Origin of the sequence: Paenibacillus sp. NRS-1781 (assembly GCF_050467745.1) — a bacterium.
GTDB lineage: Bacteria > Bacillota > Bacilli > Paenibacillales > Paenibacillaceae > Paenibacillus > Paenibacillus terrae_A.
The window spans coordinates 1-562 of sequence record NZ_JBITPI010000107.1 but is presented as its reverse complement, the minus strand read 5'-3'; the positions used below and the strand labels follow the sequence as shown (position 1 = coordinate 562).

Here is a 562-nt window from a genome sequence, read left to right as displayed (position 1 = left end):
GCATCGTAACTTTCCTGTTTGGTATCGGTCAACGGATTAGGGAAGAAATTCTTCAATTTTCGCTCAATCGGATCAGGTATACTTTTTATGCCATCCCACACGGTTTCTAGGTCATGAACCACATCTTTCTTTGTTTTTTTTCCTTGGAATGAGTCTTCAATATAGTTCCAGCCAAACTTCGCACCACCCTTAATACCTTCGAGTGTCTCATTGCGCTCCAGAAAGCCTTTTCCGGTGACGTTACCCGGCATGACGAAAGGAGTAGCCACCATGACTCCCATATCCGCTATATCGACAGCGGAGTTCCATACCCCGCTTAAAAAATCCAAACCCGCATCCAATTCCCCCTTGAGCGTGGAGCCTACATTCTCCTTTACGCGTGCTCCCATCACACTTTGGATACCTTTTTCAGCGACCTGCTTCTCAAAATCAGACAACAGCGGCTCAGGGTAGTTTTGATGGATGGAAGCTTGAAGCTGGATTTCAGCACTCACGCTGTTAACTTCCTGTTCCAAATCCAGCGTATCGGTGGTTGTATTCAAGTGTAAGCCGTTGGTTCCTT

Annotated in this window: 1 pseudogene; it reads right to left on the bottom strand. The window is 46.4% G+C overall.

Going from position 1 to position 562, the window contains the following annotated elements:
• Positions 1-542, bottom strand: a pseudogene (locus ACIFO6_RS24130) (EndoU domain-containing protein); the annotation flags it as partial.
• Positions 543-562: the final 20 nt, after the last annotated feature.